This is a genomic window from Enterococcus sp. DIV0183 (assembly GCF_050541505.1).
GTDB classification, from domain to species: domain Bacteria; phylum Bacillota; class Bacilli; order Lactobacillales; family Enterococcaceae; genus Enterococcus; species Enterococcus faecalis.
Genome location: NZ_CP172932.1, coordinates 1,155,785 through 1,174,596, shown reverse-complemented (window position 1 = coordinate 1,174,596; position 18,812 = coordinate 1,155,785). Strand labels below are relative to the sequence as shown.

The 18,812-nt window shown below is 34.4% G+C and carries 18 protein-coding genes; 8 read left to right on the top strand and 10 right to left on the bottom strand.

Features of this window, described 5'->3' with window-relative positions:
- The first annotated feature begins 248 nt into the window (after positions 1–248).
- The 3 genes from IGK72_RS05885 to IGK72_RS05875 all read left to right on the top strand — a co-directional run bounded on the left by IGK72_RS05885 (position 249) and on the right by IGK72_RS05875 (position 3,795).
- Positions 249–1,499 carry an extracellular solute-binding protein gene (locus tag IGK72_RS05885; protein ID WP_002382263.1) on the top strand — a complete coding sequence of 417 codons (1,251 nt, stop codon included), beginning with the start codon at positions 249–251 and terminating at the stop codon, positions 1,497–1,499.
- 85 nt (positions 1,500–1,584) lie between these two features.
- Complete coding sequence (locus tag IGK72_RS05880; RefSeq protein ID WP_002357775.1) at positions 1,585–2,928, top strand: carbohydrate ABC transporter permease; 1,344 nt, start codon at positions 1,585–1,587, stop codon at positions 2,926–2,928.
- 3 nt (positions 2,929–2,931) lie between these two features.
- Positions 2,932–3,795, top strand: coding sequence for a sugar ABC transporter permease (locus IGK72_RS05875; protein ID WP_002360454.1), 864 nt, complete (start codon positions 2,932–2,934; stop codon positions 3,793–3,795).
- A 37-nt stretch (positions 3,796–3,832) separates the two neighbouring features.
- On the opposite strand, the gene IGK72_RS05870 is transcribed toward IGK72_RS05875, so the two are convergent.
- Complete coding sequence (locus IGK72_RS05870; RefSeq protein ID WP_002365578.1) at positions 3,833–4,342, bottom strand: MarR family winged helix-turn-helix transcriptional regulator; 510 nt, start codon at positions 4,340–4,342, stop codon at positions 3,833–3,835.
- Positions 4,343–4,466: 124 nt separating this feature from the next.
- On the opposite strand from IGK72_RS05870, the gene IGK72_RS05865 reads away from it, so the two are divergent.
- The 3 genes from IGK72_RS05865 (at position 4,467) to IGK72_RS05855 (ending at position 8,083) form a co-directional block, all read left to right on the top strand.
- A complete protein-coding gene (locus tag IGK72_RS05865; RefSeq protein WP_010826929.1) occupies positions 4,467–6,806 on the top strand; it encodes an ATP-binding cassette domain-containing protein in 2,340 nt (779 codons plus the stop codon).
- A gap of 118 nt (positions 6,807–6,924) precedes the next feature.
- The gene (camE, locus tag IGK72_RS05860) at positions 6,925–7,425 is read left to right on the top strand and encodes a plasmid sex pheromone cAM373 precursor (protein WP_002358931.1); all 501 of its coding nucleotides are present in this window, start codon (positions 6,925–6,927) and stop codon (positions 7,423–7,425) included.
- 196 nt (positions 7,426–7,621) lie between these two features.
- Positions 7,622–8,083, top strand: a complete 462-nt coding sequence (locus IGK72_RS05855) for a hypothetical protein (protein WP_002355960.1) — start codon at positions 7,622–7,624, stop codon at positions 8,081–8,083.
- 42 nt (positions 8,084–8,125) lie between these two features.
- Here the strand turns inward: IGK72_RS05855 and trxB are convergent, their stop codons facing one another.
- Entirely contained in the window at positions 8,126–9,040 is a 915-nt protein-coding gene (gene trxB, locus IGK72_RS05850; protein WP_070415881.1) for a thioredoxin-disulfide reductase, read from the bottom strand.
- 168 nt (positions 9,041–9,208) lie between these two features.
- The gene (locus tag IGK72_RS05845; protein WP_002379393.1) at positions 9,209–9,640 is read right to left on the bottom strand and encodes a cupin domain-containing protein; all 432 of its coding nucleotides are present in this window, start codon (positions 9,638–9,640) and stop codon (positions 9,209–9,211) included.
- 576 nt (positions 9,641–10,216) lie between these two features.
- Between IGK72_RS05845 and IGK72_RS05840 the strand changes: the two genes are divergently transcribed.
- Both IGK72_RS05840 and IGK72_RS05835 read left to right on the top strand, forming a co-directional pair.
- Complete coding sequence (locus IGK72_RS05840) at positions 10,217–10,921, top strand: LytR/AlgR family response regulator transcription factor (RefSeq protein ID WP_002399975.1); 705 nt, start codon at positions 10,217–10,219, stop codon at positions 10,919–10,921.
- Between the two features lie 278 nt (positions 10,922–11,199).
- Positions 11,200–12,231 (top strand): sensor histidine kinase, encoded by a 1,032-nt coding sequence (locus IGK72_RS05835; protein ID WP_224561146.1) that lies wholly within the window; start codon positions 11,200–11,202, stop codon positions 12,229–12,231.
- 21 nt (positions 12,232–12,252) lie between these two features.
- Here the strand turns inward: IGK72_RS05835 and IGK72_RS05830 are convergent, their stop codons facing one another.
- From IGK72_RS05830 to IGK72_RS05800, 7 genes are all read right to left on the bottom strand, one after another.
- Positions 12,253–12,987 (bottom strand): hypothetical protein, encoded by a 735-nt coding sequence (locus IGK72_RS05830; protein ID WP_023895308.1) that lies wholly within the window; start codon positions 12,985–12,987, stop codon positions 12,253–12,255.
- The gene (locus tag IGK72_RS05825) at positions 12,959–13,672 is read right to left on the bottom strand and encodes an ATP-binding cassette domain-containing protein (protein WP_002378341.1); all 714 of its coding nucleotides are present in this window, start codon (positions 13,670–13,672) and stop codon (positions 12,959–12,961) included. The genes IGK72_RS05830 and IGK72_RS05825 overlap by 29 nt, the downstream gene beginning before the upstream one ends.
- 8 nt (positions 13,673–13,680) lie before the next feature.
- Complete coding sequence (locus IGK72_RS05820; protein ID WP_002382254.1) at positions 13,681–14,439, bottom strand: ABC transporter permease; 759 nt, start codon at positions 14,437–14,439, stop codon at positions 13,681–13,683.
- Complete coding sequence (locus IGK72_RS05815; protein ID WP_002363836.1) at positions 14,417–15,361, bottom strand: ABC transporter ATP-binding protein; 945 nt, start codon at positions 15,359–15,361, stop codon at positions 14,417–14,419. The genes IGK72_RS05820 and IGK72_RS05815 overlap by 23 nt, the downstream gene beginning before the upstream one ends.
- 22 nt (positions 15,362–15,383) lie before the next feature.
- Positions 15,384–16,256: a hypothetical protein gene (locus IGK72_RS05810; RefSeq protein WP_002363835.1), complete on the bottom strand. Its 873-nt coding sequence runs from the start codon at positions 16,254–16,256 to the stop codon at positions 15,384–15,386.
- Positions 16,220–17,353, bottom strand: coding sequence for a ThiF family adenylyltransferase (locus IGK72_RS05805; protein WP_002379387.1), 1,134 nt, complete (start codon positions 17,351–17,353; stop codon positions 16,220–16,222). The genes IGK72_RS05810 and IGK72_RS05805 overlap by 37 nt, the downstream gene beginning before the upstream one ends.
- Positions 17,354–18,016: 663 nt before the next feature.
- Positions 18,017–18,724, bottom strand: coding sequence for a GntR family transcriptional regulator (locus tag IGK72_RS05800; protein ID WP_002357800.1), 708 nt, complete (start codon positions 18,722–18,724; stop codon positions 18,017–18,019).
- Between the last annotated feature and the right edge of the window lie 88 nt (positions 18,725–18,812).

Genomic DNA, 18,812 nt, shown 5'->3' with positions numbered 1-18,812 from the left:
CTTTAATTGTCGCTTTCCGTGTATTTTCTAATACTCGAACACATTTTAGCGCAAACGATTGCATTTGTATACCCTTTTTTATTTTTTTATTTAAAATGCTCAATTAGTGGTATACACCACTTTAAATAAACAGTATGTTATTTATAACAAAAAAACTTTTTTAACTTTCTCGATGAAAAACACTTGATTATTTCCGCAATCGGTTGCATAATAAGACTTGTAAAAAATAATTTTTGGAGGGTTCAAAAATGAAAGCGAATTGGAAAAAGATTTTAATGGGCGGTATCCTTTTAAGTGCTTCCGCGGTTTTACTTACTGCCTGTGGTGGCGCAGAAAAAACGAAAGCTGAAAATGAAAGCGGTTCAGCAAATAAAGCAGCTGGTGACGTAAAATTATGGGTTGATACTGAATATATGGGCGTCTTTAAAAAAGTTGTCGCCGATTTTGAAAAAGAAAACCCCGATATTAAAGTTAACTTAACTGCTGGAAATTCGGCAGATGCTAAAAAAGACATTGCAAAAGATCCTAAAGCTGCCGCAGATGTTTTCATGATGCCACATGATCAAATTGGTCAAATGGCAGAAGCTGGTCTGATTTACCCTAACACAAAATATGAAAAAGAAGTCAAAGAAAACAATATCGACTCGGCAGTCGCAGGAGTCACTTGGAAAGACAAAGTCTATGCCTACCCTTATGCCGTAGAGTCACAAGTTCTTTATTATAACAAAGATACGTATTCTCCAGAGGAAATCAAAACTTGGAAGTCTTTAACTGAAAAAGGCAAAATCGGTACCAATTTTGGCGAAGATGGCGCAAATTATATCTTCGGTCCTCTATTTATGAGTAACGGCGATTACTTATATGGTGAAAATGGCGAAGATCCAAAAGGTACCAACTTTAATAATCAACAAGGCATTGAGGTATTACAATGGATTGCCGATCAAAAAAATAATCCTGGTGTGATCCAATCAAATACAGAAGCATTGTCTAATCTAGGTTCTGGCAAAACGGATGCCTTCCTTTCTGGCCCTTGGTCTAAAAACGATGTAGAAAAAGCTCTTGGCGACAAAATGGGGGCCGCTGCCTACCCAACCATTGATTTTGGCAATGGAGAAAAACAAATGAAAGCTTTCTTGGGCGTTCGTAGTTTTGCTGTCAACCAACAAACACAAGCACCATTGGCCGCAATGACATTAGCAAACTATTTAACCAGCGAAAAAGCACAAATGACTTACTTTAAAGAAATCGGTTTTGTCCCTTCAAACAAAAAATTACAAACAAACGAAGAAATTACACAAGATACTGTTGCAAAAGCTATCTTAGAAATGGCGCAACCAACCCACTCTGTGGTAATGCCAAAAATCCCAGAAATCGTTTCATTCTGGCCTGCGATGGATGCAGTGATCAATGATACGTACAAAGGCAATATCAAACCTGCGGATTATCAAGCAAAATTAGATAAATTAGTCCAAGACACATCAAAAGAAGCAAAAGAATAAAAAGAGTAAAGAAATGGGACGAGCTTCAATCTGCTGTCCCATTTCCTCTATCTTTTTTATTTAAGTAGAAAGTGAGTGAACGAAGATGTTCAAGAAAAAGAAAGCCCAGACGTCATTTCGAGAGGTCTTTAAAAAAGGCGACTTCGCTACAAAACTATCTTTTTTAGTTATGGGTGCTGCAAACTTCGCCAACAAGCAGTGGTTAAAGGGAATCATCTTTTTAACAGCTGAAATTGGCTTTATCTATTGGTTAATCCGTAATGGTTTCCACGCATTAATGATGCTAGGAACACTAGGGACCCAACAGCAAGGATTAGTATATGATGATTCTTTAGGGATTGAAGTTCTAAAAGAAGGCGATAATTCAATGCTCTTATTATTATTCGGAATTGCAGCAATTTTAGTCTGTTTATCGCTAATCATTTTATATGTAATCAATTTAAAAAGCGCCCGTCACCTATATGAATTAAAGACAGCCGGCAAAAAAATTCCAACAACTATGGATGATTTACGTAGCTTGTTAAACGAACGTTTCCATGCAACTTTAATGACGATCCCCTTACTAGGCGTTCTTTTCTTTACCATCTTGCCGTTGTTGTATATGATTTCAATTGCCTTTACCAACTACGACCATAACCATTTGCCACCGAAAAACCTTTTTACTTGGGTTGGATTGGCAAATCTAGGCAATGTAATCACAGGCGATATGGCTTCAACGTTCTTTCCAGTACTTGGCTGGACCTTGATTTGGGCTGTTTTCGCAACCGCAACTTGTTTCTTTTTTGGAATCATTTTAGCCTTGCTTATCAATACAAAAGGCTTAAAATATAAAGCATTTTGGCGGACTATTTTTGTTATCACGATGGCCGTACCTCCGTTTGTTTCACTTTTAATTATGCGAAACCTCTTAAATGGTTCTGGACCTATCAATGCTCTGTTGTTAAATTGGGGCTTAATCGATTCTTCTATCCCCTTCTTAACAGATCCGAATTGGGCAAAATTAACCATTATTGTTGTCAATATGTGGATTGGTATTCCTGCTACGATGTTAATCTCTACAGGGATTATCCAAAACCTTCCTGAAGATCAAATCGAAGCAGCTAGAATTGACGGTGCCAATAAATGGCAAATTTTTAAAAGTATTACGTTTCCACAAATTCTATTTGTGATGACCCCGGCGCTGATTCAACAGTTTATTGGCAACATCAATAACTTCAATGTCATTTATCTATTAACAGGTGGTGGGCCAGCCAATTCTAACTTCTACGGTGCAGGCTCAACTGACCTTTTAGTTACCTGGTTATATAAATTGACTGTCGATACAATGGATTACAATTTAGCCTCTGTGATTGGTATTTTAATCTTCATTCTCTCCGCAGTCTTCAGTTTAATTGCCTATACACGGACGAATTCATTTAAGGAGGCGTAACTTATGGCTAAAGCAAAAAGTTACCAGAAAAAACAACGCACTGCACTTACCAGCGTTTACATCATTCTAACCATTTTAGCAGTTTTTTGGATGTTCCCCATTGTGTGGATTATCTTAACAAGTTTTCGTGGCGAAGGCGGTGCATTTGTTCCCTATATCATTCCCAAAACATTCACTTTAGAAAATTATAAAGTATTATTAACAAATCAGACTGGCAACTTCCCCTTTGTCCGTTGGTTTTTGAACACCTTGTTCGTCTCCATCGCAAGCTGTCTGTTATCAACTTTTATTACAATCGCAATGGCTTATGCGCTGTCACGGTTGCGTTTCCGCTTAAGAAAACCATTTTTAAAAGTGGCGCTCGTTTTAAATATGTTCCCTGGTTTTATGAGCATGATTGCCGTTTACTATATTTTAAAAGCCTTAAATTTAACTGAAAGTTTATTCGCTTTAATTCTGGTTTACTCTGCAGGCTCGGCGCTAGGTTTTTACATCGCCAAAGGGTTCTTCGATACCATTCCGATGGCTTTAGACGAATCGGCTATGATTGACGGTGCCAACAAGTGGCAAATTTTCACAAAAATTACGTTGCCATTGTCGAAACCAATTATTGTCTATACTTCTTTAACCGCCTTCATGGGCCCTTGGATGGATTTTATTTTCGCAAAAGTTATTATGGGTGATAAAGTTGAAAATTACACCGTTGCAATTGGTCTCTTTTCGATGATGACCAAATCAACAGCCAATTCACTATTCATGGCTTTTACAGCAGGATGTGTGCTAATTGCCATTCCAATTACTATTTTATTTATATTAATGCAACGTTTCTATGTAGAAGGCGTGACTTCTGGCTCTGTCAAAGGCTAGAAAAAACATCGTTTGGTTTATAGCCAAACGATGTTTTTTATTTTTTGGCGTTGTTTTCCTTACACGTTTTTCTTCGTAGCGCTTGATAATTGGACAAAATTTTCATGACCGCCAAAAAGTGTTGATTGACCTCTTGATAATCCTCTAAGGAAAGAACACTAAGCGTTTCAGATAGTTGCTGTTTTACTTGATTTTCTTTTTGCTTAAAGAGCTTCTCGCCTTCTTTTGTCGTATAAACATTAACCACGCGGCGATTTTCTTGATTATGGCGACGTTGAACAATCGCTCGTTCTTCTAACCCCGCAATAGAGCGACTCACTTGAACTTTCGACGTTCCTACTTGGTTGGCTAACTCCGTCATACTAATTCCTTCATTTGTTGCCACAATTAATAAAATTAACATGTCTAACTTGGTTAATTTTAGATCCTCCAAGTCTAGGTCTTTAAAAAGCAATTGGCTCATATATGAAAAAATTTCAGTAAAGACACTAATATCTAAATTTGATGAATGCTTCTCTTTATCCATATGTTCTCCCTCGTTTCCCACCTAGTGTATACTAAATTCACTTGATTATCAAATGGTAATGATTGATTTTTGTTAACTATTATGTTACGTTATACACTAACTTAAGGTTGTATTGTTGATAAATTGGAAGAAGGATGCGAAAAATATGCTAGAACTCAAAGAGATAAAAAAATATTATACTGTCGGCGGAACGACCACTAAAGCTTTAGATGGCGTCTCTGTCGCTTTTCGAAAACAAGAATTTGTAGCCATTCTGGGTCCCAGCGGCTCTGGTAAAACGACGATGTTGAATGTGATTGGCGGATTGGACAATTACGATTCTGGTGACTTAATCATTAACGGCAAATCAACAAAAAATTTTAAAGAAGCCGACTGGGATGCTTATCGGAATAACTCAATTGGTTTTATTTTTCAAAGTTACAACTTAATTAGTCATCAAGGGATTTTGGATAATGTCGAGCTTGGTATGACACTGAGTGGTATTTCAAAAGCAGAAAGACGCCAAAAAGCCGAAGATGCACTCATCCGTGTCGGTTTGAAGGACCATATCCATAAAAAACCTTCCCAATTATCTGGCGGTCAAATGCAACGGGTTGCCATTGCTCGCGCTTTAGCTAATGATCCCGATATTTTACTTTGTGATGAACCAACTGGTGCATTGGATTCAGAAACCAGTCTGCAAATTATGGCACTTATCCAAGAACTTTCGAAAGAAAAATTAGTTATTATGGTGACCCACAATCCTGAATTAGCTCACGAATACGCTGATCGAATTATTGAATTTTCAGATGGCCAAATTCGTCATGACTCGCGTCCTCATATTGAACATGAAAAAAAAGAACCTTTCGAATTGAAACGCACCAAAATGAAATTCACGACTGCGCTGCGTTTATCTTTTAATAATATCCGCACTAAAAAAGGGCGAACTTTTTTAACCGCCTTTGCTTCAAGTATCGGAATTATCAGTATCGCGATTGTCCTTTCTCTTTCAACAGGATTCCAGAAACAAATTGATAAAACTCAGTCGGAAACGTTAGCGCAATTTCCGATTACCATTTCTAAAATAGCGACAGATCAAGATCCAGAAAGTTTCAATAATCAGGACAAGAAAGGCACCTTCCCGAAAGAAAAAGAAGTGACTGCTAAAATTAGCGATGCGGACCGTGCGCAACACACGAATTTAATTGATCAAAAGTTTATTGACTATGTCAATCACATTGATCCTGAATTAAGTAATAATATCGGCTATACTCGTCTAGTCAATATGAACTTATTAAGAGAAATCAACGGGAAAGCACAAGCTGTCAAATTTTCAAACGATGCACCCGACGGCCAATCAAACGCGATGGCTTCTATGATGGCTGCCCAAACTGGCGTCGGCGTTTCTGCTTTTCCTAAACAACTAGAAAATGGAAAAAACAATTTCTTAAAAGACAATTACTCGTTGCTTGAAGGAAATTATCCAGAAAAAGAAACCGATGTCGTTTTAATCGTCGATAGTAACAATACCACCAATATTAATGCTTTAAAAAATCTTGGCTTTGACGTGAAAGATAATCAAAAGATTGCCTTTTCAGACATTGTCGGCACAAAAATGAAGTTAGCCAATAATAATGCATTTTACACCAAATTACCGACAGGCAACTTCATTCCTAACCAAGATTTGCAAGCTGTTTACGATAATCCAGAAAATACCGAATTAACAATTTCAGGGATTTTGCGAATTAAAGATTCTTCAACAATGAATCTATTAGCACCTGGAATTGCTTATAGCGATGCACTTTCAACTAATATGGTTGCCAAAAACAAAACCTCTGATATTGTTAAAGCGCAAGAAGCCAGCAACACTAACGTTATGACTAACGAAACATTAGATGCTTCCGCGAAAGAAAACCTGTTGTCTTATTTAGGAGCGAATGAAATTCCTTCAAGTATTATGATTTATCCAAACGACTTCAAATCAAAAGATAAAATTCTTGATTATTTAGATGCTTATAACAAAGGAAAAGATAAAAAAGACCAAATCATCTATTCTGATTTAGCTGGAACAATGACCCGCTTAACAGGTGGTTTAATGGATGCCATCACCTATGTGCTGATTGCATTTGCTGGGATTTCCCTTGTTACAAGTATGATTATGATTGGGATTATCACCTATACTTCTGTCATTGAGCGGACCAAAGAAATCGGTATCCTGAAAGCGTTAGGAGCTCGTAAAAAAGATATTACCCGGGTGTTCGATGCCGAAACTGCTATTTTAGGCGTTGCCTCTGGTATTCTTGGTGTTGTGATTGCCTTTCTCGCAACATTTCCGATCAATGCAGTGCTCTATAACCTGACTGATTTAGAAAATGTTGCCACCTTAAATCCAATTCACGGGATTATTTTGATTGTAATTAGCACAATCTTAACCATGATTGGTGGCCATATCCCTGCCCGAATGGCAGCGAAAAAAGATGCGGCAGTTGCTTTACGTGCAGAATAAATAACAAAAAATAATCCTTTAATTTCTCTTAAAGGATTATTTTTTGTTTGTAATTTTTATAAAACCACCGTATACTAAATGATTGTGAATGCTTAATAAAAAGAAACGAGGTAATTTCATGTTAAAAAAACCATTTTTACTATTTTTTTCACTTTTAGGAGCTATTTTTATTTTAGCTAGTTGTGGCATAGGAAAAGATGCTGTCACAGATACTAAGTACAAAGTTAGTTTGCAGCAAGCTGCTGAAATCTATGAAAAAGAAGCTGGCAACAGCAAACCATTAGTAAATGTCCAATTTGATACAGAACCAGCAAGTGACTACAGCTATATCTTTACTAACGATACAGAAACACTTTACGTGAATCCTGAAACAGGAAAAGTCACCAAAAATACTGAAGCAAATCAACTTGGCGAAAACGAGACAGCCTTTTCAGCTGCTGAAGTCAAAGAATTAGGCGCTGTTAACGACGTTTTAGCCAAAGCAAAAAAAGAAGTTGGAGGACTTTCTCCACGTATTTTGACTTGGAAGTTAACCAAAAATAACAATAAACTTGTTTATACAGTAGATGTTAAAACGACTACGGCAGATGAAAAAGTTACCTTAGATGCCAATAAATAAGCACAAGCGTATAACTTATCACGAAATAACCAAATCTTAAAATACTCTTTGGGACAGAAACTACGCATTAGGAAACCTTAACATTTTCCGAAGCCGATCGTTCTGTCCCAATTTCATTCTTTTAAGTAATAATAATTGTTCGTTACCCCTGCTACCGTTATACTTAGTTTAAAAGAAAAGATGGGAGTATCAATTCATGGTTTATACAGTTGATTTTAAAGAAGTAGCCACTATTGGTTTAGAAAGTTCACCAGTGGCACCTGCCCTTGCTGGACTAAGAGCGAATGAAGCTCGCTATTTTTGGAATAAATACAAACATCGCTTTACGACCGTCCCTGCCTCTGAAGCTCCAGAAACATTGGCCTGGATTGAAAAAATTTTATTAGAACGAGAATTACATTTCCCTTACAAGCCACTTGAAATTTCTTCTTTCACTTTAGATGGCATAAAAATGGCCTATGTATTTTATGAAAACGGCTTAGCAGTTAACGTGATGTACACATTAGCTGAGGAAGGCAAACGCGCCGTTGGGTTTAAACTTTCAGATGGTATGGCAATCCCTGCAGAATTTGAAGGAAAATTCAAATTTGCTCGTCAAAAATCAAAATTAGCTGGAACCATTCGCGGCTCTTATTTTGTCATTAAAGGAACCTATTAAAAAAATGCTTTTGCCCTTATTATTAAAGGCAAAAGCATTTTTTTATTTTAATTCTTCAATATAGTTAAATACTTGTTGTCCAGCAATACCGCCTTCACCGACCGCTGTCGTGATTTGACGCAATGTTTTTTCACGGACATCACCAATGGCATAAACACCAGGAATTTTTGTTCTCATTTCTTGGTCTGTTTCAATCCAACCAGCCTCATTCGTAATACCAGCTTTTTTAAATGGTTCTGTTAATGGATCTAGCCCCACGTAAATGAACACGCCGTTTGCTTCAATTTCAGAAACTTCATCTGTTTTGACATTCCGTGCTTTCACACCTGTCACGACCATTTCATTGCCAACAATTTCTTCGACAACTGTATCCCAAACAAAGGAAATCTTTTCATTTGCAAAGGCACGATCTTGAATGATTTTTTGCGCACGCAATTCATCACGACGGTGAACAATCACTACTTCAGAAGCAAATTGCGTTAAATAGATTGCTTCTTCAATTGCAGAATCGCCGCCGCCAACGACTACTAAGCGTTTATTTTTAAAGAAAGCACCGTCACAAACAGCACAATAAGAAACACCACGGCCAGCAAATTCTTCTTCGCCTTTTACACCCAATTTTCGGTGTTCACAGCCTGTTGCAATAATTACCGCTTTAGCTTCATAAGATTTGTCATCACAAATCACTTCTTTATAGGATCCGTGGTCTTCAATGCCCATCACAATACCATACGCATTTTCCGTACCAAATTTTTCTACATTTTCATACATTTTATAGGCCAATTCTGGACCCATAATAGAATCAAAGCCTGGGTAATTCTCTACCTCAGCAGTGTTGTTCATTTGCCCACCAGGCGCACCGCGTTCAATCATTAATACAGAAAGATTGGACCGTGATGCATAAAGTGCTGCCGTCATCCCAGCAGGACCGGCACCAATGATAATTACATCATACATTTTATTTCCCCCAAAATTTTAAGTAAGTTTACTTTACTCCTTAAACAATTTCTTGTCTACTTTTCTGCCCTTTTTTGACATTCGGAGTAGGTGTGTCTATTACGTAAGTTATTGTACCACGGTTTTGTGTTTTCTAGGAGGGGGAAAAGAAAAGTTTAAAAATAACGATCACAACGAATCATTGATTTTTAGAAGCCGTTGTACTGCCGCATCAGAGAATTCTTCTTTATCATTTTTTATGCATTCTTGTTGATTTTGCCCTTGTGGAACAAAACGAAATACTGTAAATGATGCAGATAACGTATCAGGATTACTAATCCGATGAAGACTTTTATGCATCCGAATAAGTTCTCCTTCTGCACAAATTCTTGAAATAATTTGCTGATTTTCTAGCTCTTCTATTTTCACTTTTCCCGACTGCACAAGTAAAACTTCTTCGATTTCGTGATGCTTATGCCAACCTTGCACAGTTTTTCCTGGCAAGCTATTTATATGTATTTCAAACTCTGGAAATAGAAAATAATTTACTTCTGTTCCATCTGGCTTTTTACGAAAGATGACCTCGTCTCTTGTTAAAATTTCTATATATTTCTGTAACATGGCAGGCTCCTTTTAACTTTTTTTATAGCCGAAAGCTATTCTTTCAAACTAAGTTTGAAGCTACTTTCTGAAAATTCGAGTTCCTTTAAATATACTTTTATTACCATTTGAAAATCACTTTTTTTAAAACAATTGACTGTTCAGTATCAATCTTCACTAATCCATCTGTTCACCAGAAAAAATATAGTATTTCCGATTATTCACGAACTTATTATTCAACTTCAAAGGAAAATCAGTCAACATACAGCCCACATATCTAACATCAGAAACACTTCTACTTTTCTCAAGTACTGCTATGGTATACATTGACCTTACTAGTAACATTATAGCATCAAGTTTTAATCATATGTAGATTTAAAAAAAACTGATAGCACCCTAACAGATGTTTTCGTTGCTCATTTAATTTACATGATTATTTTTTAGATGCTAATTAAATGTTTGTCAGTAACCTGAATTTTTGATATTTTTATCCAGATTACTTATGTCGGTTTATCAGTTGTGCTAACAAAAAATGATTGTTTTTAAAGATAATTTAATTCATAATATATATAGAATGAAAAAAAGGAGGTTTTATTGTTGAAAGTTGCTATTTGTGATGACAATCCAACGTTAACCGAAAAAATAAACACGATGCTATTTAATTATAACCCAAATATATTTGAAACCTATACCTACTACAATCCTCTCAAGTTAGTCAATCAACTTGACCAAGAAAATTTTGACTTTTTTATTTTAGATATAGAAATGAGTGAAATGAGCGGAATAGACTTGGCAAAAAAAATCCGAGAACGTGATATTTTATCACCTATCGTTTTTTTGACGAGTTACAAAGAATACATGGAAGAAGTCTTCCAAGTACAAACTTTTGATTATTTATTGAAACCGCCTACGGAAGATCGGTTGCACCAAGTTTTGGAAAAACTGAGACAACAGCTAGAAAAAAAAAGAAATTACTTTGTATTTTCTAGTAACAAAGTTACTTATAAAATACCAACCAAAGATATCATTTATTTCGAAAAAGATAAAAGACAAGTATTGATTCATACAGTTGGAGAAATCTACAAACCCTATATGTCAACGAATCAGATAAACGAACAACTTGATACGAATTTTGTGCAAGTCCACTCTTCTTTCATAATAAATTGCGCTTATATAAAAGAGTTAGGAAAAAATTTCCTATTAATGGATTCTAAAGAAAAATGTATTGAAATACCAATAAGTAGGCGCTTCAAAGCCGCCGCTCATAAAAGTATAGTTATGTCCATGAGAGGAAAGATATAATGCTTGATAGAACATTACGAAGCCTAAGTTTGTTAGTTTATTTATTTCTTATCTCTTATTTTTTTTCTAATTGGTCAACAGCTATTAAAAATCATAGAGAATTTTATAATGTCATCTGGATTGTTATAATCATATCAGCCATGGTTACGATTATATTATCCAATGCTTACATACCGAACATTTATTTACCGTATCTTAACTTATTACTAAGTTTCATTTTAACTTACACTATTGCTATGCTACACTCGGTCCCTTATCTCGACTCGGCCGTATGGACAATGACACTTATATCAATAAATTTAATCTGTGAAGTATTGTCGTTACACTTTACGAAAATAATTTTAAATGCAGAATTAACATCCTATGGTAGCCCTACTTTTTTCATAACTTCAATAACAATTACAACTTTGATTGGGGTAGCCTGGATAGTCATACTTAAATTTTCAATAGTTAAAGAAGCAAAGTCTGAATTATCGACAAACTTATCATTTATTGTGATTTTATTACCTATTCCCATACTATCAATAATCATTTTATTTGGGCTTTTAATAGGAAACAACAATGACAAAATTTCTGAGATTACTATTACGATTAGTGTCATATTTTTAAACATCTGTGTAATTTTTCTTTATAAAATCACTATAGAATATCAAAAAAATCAATATGATCTTACTTTGAGAAAAAAAAATATCGAAGTGGAGTATAGAATTTTAAATGAAATAAAGAGAAACAGAACTAACGTTTTAAAATTAAAACATGATTTGAAGAATCAATACTTAACAATCCTCGGACTTATCGAAAATGAAGAAGTTAATGAAGCTATCGATTATATTAAGAGTAGTTTTGATATTTTAGAACCACCAACAAAAACTTATGCTGCCGATGGAGTATTAAACTACCTATTGAATGAAAAGCTTGCTGAAGCAAGAAAGAATCAAATTAATGTTGATCATCAGATATTTGTCTCTAAAAATATAAAAATTAATAATGACGTTCTAACTATTGTAATTGGAAATATAATTGATAACGCCATACAAGCATCGAAGAGAATCAAGCCGATTGACAGATATGTCAATATAATTATCAAGCAAGTCAATAATGATTTATTTATTGAAGTATCTAATAACTATAATTCTGAAGAAATTTTTACAAGAAAACATAGAAAAAATAAAGGTTTAGGAATGAAAAACATTGATGATCTCTTACAACAATTAGGTGGTATTCAACGTCACTGGACGAAAGAACGTAGATATTTTGTAACTATAGTTATATTTAATGTATACAAAGGAAACAAATGCGGTGATAACTAATCAAGTAAATCACCGCATTTTTTAGTATACTTCCATGTCGCATAATTTATCAGAAAATTTCAAAAATAACCAAACAAGCATCAATCCCATAATCGTTGAAAATAGGAACGTTATAGTTGGAAAATTCATAAGACCCATAGCAGAAAAATTCGAATATATTAGCATTAGTACCACTGACGTTATTATTGAAGCAATTTCCGATTGTTTCCAAATTGAAATTATTTCTGACAATATCAAAATTACGAATAGTAGACTACAACTTGTAACTATGGTAATAAGAACAAGGTAAATTTCAAAAAATAAATTTGAACTATGAAACTTCAAAATTAAGTTAAGCAAAACCTCAGTCACAAATGAAATAAGAAGCGCACTTCCAAAGCTAGATAAGATTATTACGTAAAAAGAACTTGTTTTTTTTACGAGAAGCTCTTTTCGATCAATCGGAAAAAGAAACGTTCTATTCCGGTGATTGCCAACATAAAATCGTACAAGCTCTTTCCTTAGTAATACAGCTCCATAAATTGATATGCCGCACATAGAAACAGTGTTCGATAATGCTATAATTCCTTGAAATGACGAGATCGTATCAGCACTTTCATCAAATATTCCCACAAATGAGAAAAACATAAAAAATAACATTTGGATTACCAGTGTAATTAAGAAAACTTTAAACCAAACATTTTTAATTTTATCTAATTCATATCTATAAACATTCAATTTTGAGTCACTAATCATGTTTTCTCTTTTGTTCATCATAATACTCTTTCAACCCCTCTCTATACTCTTCTCGAATCTCAACCATTGATTTTGGTTCTTGTACATTGCCTTTCTCTATAAATATAACGTCATCAAGAAATGTTTCCATATCTCTCAATATATGACTACTAATTATCAACACTCTATTTTCGGACAAGGTCTTAACATTCTCAATAAATAACTCTACACCATCAGGATCTAAACCGTTAAATGGCTCATCTAATAATACTAATGAAGGGTTGTGAGCTGTAGCAAGACCTAGCAAAAACCTTTGTTTCATTCCTAAAGACATTGTATTAAACTTTCTTTTTTTATTTACATTTAGACCAACATCCATTAATAGAGTCTCTATCATTAACAAATTTTTTAACTTGTAATAAAAAGCATGGTCATTGTATATATCTTCAAGCATAAATCCATTTAAACTATCTGAGTTAACAAAGTTAGTACCCACCTGCAATAATATTTTAGGGTCTGCTATTTCTACTTGCCGATTGTCTATTTTAAGTATTCCACTATCAGGTCTAAGCAAACTACATAGACATTTCATCAAAGTTGTTTTACCTGCACCATTCGGACCAACTAATCCATAAATTTTCCCTACTTCTAAATCTAATTGATCAACCTTTAAATTGAATGTATCACTTACTTTTTTATATAAATTATTTATATTTATTGTTTGCATTTTGCAATTCAGTCCCTTCTTGACAATGAAATAAGTGAAAGTAATGTAGTTAACACGAACCAAAAACAAACTACAATAATATTAGAAACATTAACAGTATTCTGTTCATAAAACAGTGATCTTATCAAATTACTCGATGGAACAAATGGTAAAAATTCAAAAAAGTTCACTAAAGCAGAAGGCAATCTATCTGTTGGATAAGTAATAGGCGAGAATAAAAGTCCACCTATCATAATTATCTGAGTTGCTAATCCTACTACATTAGGTGTTAGCCAATATGCCAAAGCAAAACCTATAGAGATCATACATAATTGAATTAGACTAAGAATAGCTAGGGCCTTCATTGAGAATCTAATTTGGACATCGAATCTTAAATATGCCGCTAAAAATGACATAAACACCCCAGGTAGTGAGGCCATTCCCCAAATTATAAAGTCGGAAATTAATATGTTCAACCGAGAAACTGGCAATGTCCTTTGATAGTCCACAATGCCCTCCTGTTTTGCTGTACTTACTATTTGAGCAGCAAGAACGCACCCTACCGCAATAATCCCAAGAGTAGTTGCTCCAGATGACAGATAGATAGCTGTCTGATTATTCACATCTGGTATTAGAAGTGCTAACCCGTAGACAATTGCTAATGATAGAAATACTTGAGTTAATGTAAAAACAGGCAATAAGTATTTATGTCTTAATAAACTCCACCCTACTAAAGCAAATAATTCCTTAATCATTGATTTTCTTCTATAATTTTTTATCATTTTCATCTATTAACTCTCCATAGGTTTCATTTAAGGATTTTGGGGAAACTTTATAATTTTGAACTTTTCTTTCTATTACTAATTTCATGACCCAGTCAACTGCTTCTAACACTTGACTGTTCTCTAATTCCATTTCTATCATTAATTCCTCATCGTTTATGTTAGTCTGAATTGCACTCGGTACTATTACACTCTTCAAATCACTTAGATTAAGAAAGTTAACAGTCATATAATTTCGATCGTTTATTTTTATAGACTGTTTTTTTAAGTTCTTATCCTCAAGAACCTTTCCATGATTCATTAAAATATATCTATCAGCATATTTTTCAACTTCTAAAATATTGTGTGTGACCACGATGATTATATGCCCCTTATTAGATAATTTTTTCAGATATCTCCATATTTTTTGCCGTCTAATAGGATCCACATCATTAGTAGGTTCGTCAAGGACTATTATTGGAGAAGGATATACAACGGCCATTGCAAATGAAGTGAGCCTTCTAAGTCCGCCTGAAAGTTTCTGTCCTGGTATATCTTTCCATCCATCTATTTTTAATTCTTTTAAAATTTTAATACACTCTTCTTCAGCTATTTTCTGACTGCCTCCTCTTATTCTTATTATTGACTCGACAGATTGAGCCATCGTTATACCTGCCAAGGGAGCATGTAGTTGAGGCATCATAGAGACATATTCTCTTGCAATTTTACTATCTCTTGCAAATGATAGACCATTAAATGTTATAGAGCCCTTTGTTGATTTCGTTATACCTATAATCTGATTCAACATTGTTGTTTTACCAGCGCCGTTATGTCCAGCTATGGCAGTTATTTCACCTTTATTAAAGCGCAAATTTATATTATCATTTGCACAGCTCTCTGATTTCTTGTACTTTTTACTTAGCGAATGTAATTCTAACTGTTGATTCAAAGCAAACCTCCTACATTTAGACTTAATTAAATTGATTGATAACAGGTTGGAACCATAACCAAATTATCATTGCTAGCACACTTATACTTATTACTTTAATAATGATTAATTTCATAATTGCGACCTCTTCAAAGTAGAAAGGATTATCAACCACAAAAGAAATCAAAATGTTAATATCTGTTTTTTGTATAATGATAAATTGCCACAATATCCTTGTTATAAGTATTGATGCCGCAATAGAATTAACTCCAACACTTTTATTATTCATAATCAAAAAAACTAACAAGAATATTGCATCCGACGACATTCCAGAGGTGATCGCCGTGATTCTACCAAACCTACTCCACGTCCATACATGAGTCATAGGTATCGTAGCAACGGCTTTAACTATGTTTAAATTGATTTTCCTTGAATTCCTTGAAAATATAATGTGCATAAATTCATGAAAAGTTGTAGATACGATTGAGACAAGAATAGCAATTAGAAGAAATTTTAAAGGATTTGTAAACAAAACATTTACTGCACTTCCAAAAGGAGACCCCTTGATTACGAATAAAAATATGCTAATCGTAAACGCAACAATACCGTTAACATCAATCAGGAAAGAGGAGCTTTTAAATAAGATATTCTTAGGCTCGACAAATAGCGGCTTATAATCATCTCTCTGATCGGCTTTTTTTATCATAATTTTATTTTCAACTAATTCATTAAGTACCTCTTCTTCGATTAGTTCGGATGAATTAATTTGTCTCGCCACTTCATCACTCAACACTAATAGTTGATTTTCTTCTGATACATAAACCCAATCGCCATTGTTTAGCTTACGTTTTAACGTACGAGCTTCGGTATAGTCTCGGCCTATTTCTTCTCTTGATAATATTGAAATATTTCCCATTGGGAGACATCTCCTTTACCACAAGTTGGACATTCACTCTCAAACCTTGGCCAAGTTTTATGCGTGAACGAGTTTCCGTCCTCATAGTTAATTTCATATTGCGTTCCCAAACTTTTTGGCTCAGCATATCTTGTTACCACTCTTATTAACTCATCTACAATTGATGCTGTTAATTGAAAGATACCAGGACCATAAGCTATGGATGGGGGAGCAAATTGAATATTTCTAAAACCTACAAATTGTTCAACAAATTTAGGGTCATTTTTACTGAAGTTCAAATTCATGCAATCAAAGCATCCTGTTTTCTGGGGTATTACAGTGTATACTCTTCCTCGGCTAACCTGTGAGGCACCAAACACGCACGGCAAACCAACTTTTACAATAGCTTCATTCACAATTCTATGTATAAGGAAAGGGGGTTCATCAATAGCGCAAACAATGATATCTATTCCTTCTGTCAATTCAACAACATCATTCACATCTATTATTTTTTTATCTACAGTTTCAACGTTAATATTTGAGTTCATTTCATTAATGGCTCTTTTAGCAACTACAGTTTTCTTCTCACCAATATCTGCTTCTCTATATAGTAATTGACGACCTAAATTACTTGCTTCAACTCGGTCATAGTCCACCATTCTGATCATCTTGGGGCCAAGACCCGCTAGTAGCGTTAGAATATTTGATCCTCCTCCACCAAGACCTAATAATAGTATTTTCAAGTTATTTATCTTTTCCTGTATTTCAAATCTATCATCATCAGCTTTACAGTACCTACTAAAGTAATTCACATTAGCTAAGTATCTATCTTCAATCATTCTACCAGGAAACGTCTCCTCGATTAGACCTTCATCATTTAAAAAATCTATCCCTTCTTCGATATCTTTTACTGTTAATTCCGGATATTTCCTCTTCATTTCTGTGACAACTTCATCAAACGATCTAACTCCATCGAGTAAATTAGATAATGTCCAAAATTGACCTTCATCATCATCAAATTCAATAGTGATTCCTAATTGGGCCCCAACTCTAAATCTCTCTTTATTTAATTGATATAATGGATAGATTGGTTTTATTCTGGGATATTTATACTTCATTTTTTTCACTCCTTATTAAAAAAATGACGAGATATTTCTATCTCGTCTAACCGTTATTTGGTTATCAAATTAGATAATAATCCACCATGCTGTTGCATCAACTGTATCGGCTTTACGTACGTTAATTTTTTTCATTCCGCATCACTCCTTCCGCTAAACTTTTTATTGAAAAAGAAAATAAATTTCTCTTTCAGTATATCTATATAATAACTTTGACAATCATAAGTATTATTGATTGGTAATAACTAACAATTTCAATGTAACAATTTGCAAAACAACTGCTGATTTTGCAACTATTTGATTAAAGCGTTGAACGGGTATATCTTATATTAGGTTACAGTTTAAAAAAGAAATGTAAAAAATGGACAAAAATGAACTACAGCCAAAAAAAGAATAAATTAAATAAACTAGCAGCTATTATAAGTTTATTTTTTAACAATATTTATAGCGGGACAAACCATCTCACTTTTCTGGTATTCAGACTTGCTACTCTATTCAATATTTATTTGAATTGAGATGCTTTCACTAATTTTAATTTGAATTCTACCTGATAAGTTCATAAAAAATAACCTCCAAAAATTGTATTTTTCAGATACAACTTTTGGAGGTTAAAATATCTTACCTCAGCCTATTTCTTGGCATTTTTCCATACTTATCATTTCTCTACTTCTCTAAATAAAACTCAAATCGACTTCCTGCATACTGCGTACGAACATATTCAAAAGGTAGTCCGTTTTCAAAATAGGATACTTGGCGCACACGCAGAATCGCATCGCCTCGTTTAATCTCTAAATATTCTGCGATCTGTTCCGATGCTTGAACAGCAGAGATTGTTTGGTTAGAATGGCCAATTTTGTGGCCAGATTTGGCTTCAAGTGTTTTATAAAAAGAGTTCGTGATTTCAGATTTGCCATATTGCGAGACCAATGAATAAGGAATGCTCGCCACCTCAAAACAAATCGGAATGTCATCCGCAAAACGAATTCTTTCCATTCGTAAAATTGAATCTTCTGGACCTAGTTGTAATTTTTCCATCTCACTAGAACTAGGTTTCGCTACAAAATAAGACACCGTCCGACTAGAAGGAACGCGATTTTGAGACAAGGTAATTTCTGTAAAACTAGTGGTACCTGTCATTGTTTCTTGAACTTTCTTACGTGCTACATACGTTCCTGAACCAATTTTTCGTTCTAAAATCCCTTCGTCTGCTAAAGTCTGGATGGCTTGGCGTAAGGTCATTCGACTAACATCAAATTTCAAGGCTAATTCTCGCTCAGAGGGCAAACGATCCCCGATGCTCCAGACACCTTTTTCAATATCTTCTTTGATTTTATCGTGAATTTGAATATAAATTGGTATATTTTGAACCATTTACGCTTCCTCCTCTTCGTTCATCTCCTCTTCTATTATAACTGGTATAGACCGTGTAAACAACCAAAAAATGATAAATAAAAGAGGA